Here is a 4,856-nt window from a genome sequence, read left to right as displayed (position 1 = left end):
CCCATCCCATATTTAGATATGCTTAATAACCTAGATATGCTGTGGGCTTAACGTCTTATTTATGCGATGAAGTTCTATTTTTAGAATAAAAAAGCCCAACTATTTTAGTGGGCTTAAATCCGATGCGTTAAACACCGCATCTTTGACTAATTTTATATGTGCATTTGCGCAAAGTCTAGTTATTTATGCAAATTTTTTGCTTTTCATGCCGCTTTTTTAAAATATTCATAAATGTTTCCCCGAATAAACATCTCCCCTTGTTTTAATAAATTAATAATATCATGTGGACGTTTACCGATAGCTTTTGCTTGAGCATTGCATGAAATTTCACGTAAATAATACGCTGTTAATACAATCCATTGTGAATAATTATCATTTTTTAAGGTTAAAACTGCTTTATCAACGATCTGCGCTTCATCTTCCGTAAGATATTGGCGACAATCAAATTCGGTTGGGGCGCCGTTTATACCCACTGATTTAGATGGATATTCTATCCCCATGCGCTTTAAAATACGTGTATTTTTCCATGCTGTTAGAATATCTCTTGTTTCTCTCATTGTTACTCCTCTTATTCTTTTTATTTTGGTCTATATTCAATGTTATCTGCGTTATTATCTATTTTTTGGATTTATGGTGACTTTTGTACCACCTCAATAGGTGGATAATCACTTAGTTTATTGTGGTTAATACCTTGTAGCTTAAACGTTGCCTATTTTTAGCATTGGGTTAATGTTCATAATATGCGCTATGCGGTTTGTAGTAAAAATGTGAATAAAAATTATTGGCAAAACACAAGAAAGTTTGGACGAAAGATCGCAATTTAAATAATTTTCATATTGAAGTTCTAGATATTAGGTCCAACGATTATTTAAACCTTGATGTACAAGAAGTTATCAAATTGATTGTATACGACAGTGAGCAAGTAAAATTATTATTTAACGGTATTTGTTCAAATAATTTAAAAAATATTAATACTAATGGAAACAGTATGCAAGCAACATTTGAAATATGCCGATGTAATATATGTCGATATGTCACGAAAAAAGTTTGAGAAAGATGGTATTTATGTCTTTACATTCGGTCTCAATTTATATGTTAAGTGATTCCAGGTTATTAAAGATAAACTAATTGTTATCTTTGATAATAATGCGTATAGAGATTGGAATATAAATCAAGATGAAATAGATCGGCTTTATATACATGGCAAAGTCATATTAAGTCAATCAATGCTATTAATAATAGTATGACCAACCACTTCAGTAGTTATAATAACAGATACTACAATTAATAATTTCAAGATTATTTATAGCAATATTTAAAGAAATAGGTAAGCATCTAGTTATAAATACGTTAAGATATAGCTAAAAAATTATTCAACTTGTGATAAATTGTTAAATACTTTACTCAAAGTAACTAAGACTATTACCGCTGTCTAAATGATTAAAAAAGAATATGAAAATAAATTATTCAATATGGGAAAATAGCCATCCGCAATTTAACACGCTCTAGAATGTATAAAAAAGATATATCTCTCTTTAATTTTTCAATTTTTACCTAATTCTCAATTTACAAATTAAAAGATTATATAAATTTAGATGAATTTATCATCTTCAAGCAATTTTATAAAATCCAATAATTTTAACTAATCAGGATTTAGTGATAATTGAGCAAATAAAGAACTTAAGATAAAACAATTAATTATCCAAAATTATATAAGATTAATGAAAATACATCAGATAACTATTATATTGCTATAACTGATAAAGACTGTACATCATATAATACAACTCTATTTTGCTAAGCAAAAAATATTATCCAAAATAAGGAATAATCAAATTATATTTCTAGACTATTTCTTATCTTATAAATGTAGTACTTAAATTAAAGACAGACAAAACTTTTAAGAATAAAAACAAAATATTATAGAATTAAATGTTTCTCTATTTAATAAGATATATCTTTTAAATCTTCCATTTTTTATTGCGAGTTTATCAATGTTGTAGACTTATTCCACCTCAATGGGTACATTTTTTGCTACATTAGCACTAAGCATTCTCGAGCATTTACCAATCTAGATACCTTTCGTTAAATAATTAATTTTTATATTACAGCTATCTTGAATTACTTCAACATCATTATTATGATTTTAATAAAACCATAATTTAACTTCTAACTTTCAGGGCTACATGAAAAAAAGAGGAAGGAGCGCCGCCCCTTTATTTTTTTATAAATATATTATTGACTATTGCATCAATGGAAAAATGGAACGATTTTTATTGTGGTTCTTCTGGCCATTTAATTTCAATATTGTCAGTGTCAATTCTTGTTAGCAAAATCCTATACTTTTTCCATTTTTTTAGCTGTTCATCTTCATTTGATTCTTGCATTTCGAGATTAATGATGTCTTGCAATATAGCTATCTTCTGATTAGCTTCATCTATCAATAATTTTTTTATATTTTTATTATTAGTAATAATATCTTCTTGTGACATTCTCGTCTTTGACAATTCTAAAGCTTCTCTTTCTTCTATTTGAATTAATTCGTTATTTACATATTTATCTATATCAATATCATCTTCGTAAGCATATACTTTATTGAGTGTATCTTTAAAATATTTCATTATTACAATCCTTTTTTATCTTAGTTCAGCCCATGACTCAATCGCTTTTGATGTGTAGTAATAACTTGAACCGGCGGGAACGATTGCTGTAACTTGCATTGACGGTGTTGTTCTTGTATTTATACCAACAAGTATATCATCAACATAAAAGTAACCTGTGTTAGTTTCTACTCCGTCCTTCACAATTGAAACAAAAATTGCTCTTCCAGTTGTGTTTGTGTAGATGATATTAGCTTGTCTTGATTTTGTGACATCATACCATTTTTGATTATAGCCAAGCGGCTGAACATAGTTGTTGATATTTTCAGCGGTAATGACGACGCTATCATCTATTCGAACGTCACAATGCTTATAATTAAATGTTTTATTCTCTTTTGTGTATATTAAACGGTGAGTATAATTATCCTCAGCATCAGGAAAATAAAATGAGCATGTATCACCATTTTCACTTGTTGATAGTACATAATTTGTACCACTTGTTGATAGTTGTATACTGGCATTCATTTTCTCTATTATTAAATCGCCTGTTAATTTACCACCTGTTAATGACAATTTTTCATTGGCTAGATCATAAGCTGCTTTAATAGCCTTAGGCGTCGCTGCCTCAGTTTCTGATGTGCTGTTAGTTGCTGAACTGAGTGTTACTTTACCTTTAGTTATCAGTTCTTTAATCGCTGACGCCAGCTGATTATGCTTAGATTTATTTAGTTTAATACCCGCTGATTCAATGGCATTAGCTATTTCTTCTTGAATAGCATCACAATATAGATAATCAAGTTGGGTTGCCGGCGTACCAGTTTGTGGGTTGCCTTTTGTGAAGCCATTTTTACCCTCACCAAATTTATCTTTTTGGGCGGTAGGTGTGTCAATTCTATGCATTGATTACTCCATGTTTAAAAATTACATTAGTATGAGACGGGCATAATTTTCCAATTATGCATTCGATTTGCTAGTCACTCCTCGTTCGCAAAGAGGGTTCACAGCCATCGTTACAAGTTATTGCGGTTATTTGATAATCGCGTGGTACATGAATTATTCAGTAAAAACGCCACGCTTCATCACATAAATAGCCTTCGCATGTTGATTCACACGTAAAGTTTGTAATGGTTGTATTTTGATAACCGTTTTAGTACAACATTTGTAGAAAAAATCTTTATCTATCCTGACAGCTAAATTTAGCTTAGGATCAAAACAGTCTTGACGCTTACTTAATATTTATGATCCTAAACTATAACAGCTATCGAGTAAGCCACAAATTTGTTCATTATCTATCAATAAGCTTTGTGGTAGTTTCGGGGTCGATTTCTTGCATTAAAACATCTAATCGTAGATGTGTTTCTGATAATATTAATGCTAGTGAGAGCAGAAGTCGCGCTTTTTTATCCCACACAGTTCCATAGAGCGCTAGTTACACAACTGTAGTTTGGTACTGTTTTCTAAATTCACTTCATACACTACCAAAAACTGCCAATTGATTTCTTTCTACAAAAAATATCTTTATTGAAATAAACTAATTTATGTGTATATTCCCCAAATCAGCCATATCAAGTAAAACAACGTAAGCCATTAGTAAAGTTAAAGCAGTCGTATCTTTGATTACTGAAAAGTCAGTAGCGCCATTAATACGTCCTTTAAAACTAGGGCTAAAATGATGTAAGGTGTGAATTATAGGGGGAAAATTTCATTATTTTAATCTGTTTTATTGAGTTGATTAGCGCTTTAGCCAATATCTATTTGCTTTATTATATGTATTTACCACCATAATTTAGTTAGCTTAATGACACATAAACTCAGTGTTGTTCTTGGGTGCTATCTCTTTGCAGTAGTATTTTTGTCAACCGTCAATTATTGCGTTGTTGTAGCTGATTGCGTTGGTGAGACGGTAATAATCTTGTTGAGAAGACTTTGCAAGTCGTAAGGCGTTGTTAGCAATAGTGCTGGCGGCGGCGCTATCTCGCTCGGCGGAGTCGACTTTGACCCGCAACTCGATAAGACCATTATCAATATCATTGCGTAAAGCATCTGTTTTAACTTGACCATTTTTTATCGCCTCAATAAGATTTGATTCCATTTTTTTATTTCTTGGATATCTTTTATATATTGTTTGTAATCAGCGATAATTTTATCCATTTTTGCTATGGCTAACTTTGCATCTTGCCAGCAGTTATAAGCAAAATAGCTCACTAATATCAATGCGACAATTAATGTTATATTCACTTTTTGCATGATGAATCA

Annotated in this window: 5 protein-coding genes; all 5 read right to left on the bottom strand. The window is 30.7% G+C overall.

The window, feature by feature from the left end; genetic code table 11:
* Positions 1-203 precede the first annotated feature (203 nt).
* Entirely contained in the window at positions 204-557 is a 354-nt protein-coding gene (locus tag O970_RS06195) for an antiterminator Q family protein (protein WP_024496257.1), read from the bottom strand.
* 1,716 nt (positions 558-2,273) lie between these two features.
* Positions 2,274-2,621: a tail fiber assembly protein gene (locus O970_RS06190; RefSeq protein ID WP_024496256.1), complete on the bottom strand. Its 348-nt coding sequence runs from the start codon at positions 2,619-2,621 to the stop codon at positions 2,274-2,276.
* Between the two features lie 15 nt (positions 2,622-2,636).
* Positions 2,637-3,500 (bottom strand): phage tail protein, encoded by an 864-nt coding sequence (locus O970_RS10150; protein ID WP_024496255.1) that lies wholly within the window; start codon positions 3,498-3,500, stop codon positions 2,637-2,639.
* A gap of 955 nt (positions 3,501-4,455) precedes the next feature.
* Positions 4,456-4,692, bottom strand: a complete 237-nt coding sequence (locus O970_RS06180; protein ID WP_024496254.1) for a lysis system i-spanin subunit Rz — start codon at positions 4,690-4,692, stop codon at positions 4,456-4,458.
* Positions 4,665-4,838 carry a hypothetical protein gene (locus O970_RS10145; RefSeq protein WP_238610601.1) on the bottom strand — a complete coding sequence of 58 codons (174 nt, stop codon included), beginning with the start codon at positions 4,836-4,838 and terminating at the stop codon, positions 4,665-4,667. Before O970_RS10145 ends, O970_RS06180 begins: the two co-directional genes overlap by 28 nt.
* Positions 4,839-4,856 lie beyond the last annotated feature (18 nt).

It is taken from the genome of Candidatus Schmidhempelia bombi str. Bimp, assembly GCF_000471645.3.
Lineage (GTDB): Bacteria > Pseudomonadota > Gammaproteobacteria > Enterobacterales > Orbaceae > Utexia > Utexia bombi.
This window is presented reverse-complemented; position numbering and strand designations above follow the sequence as displayed.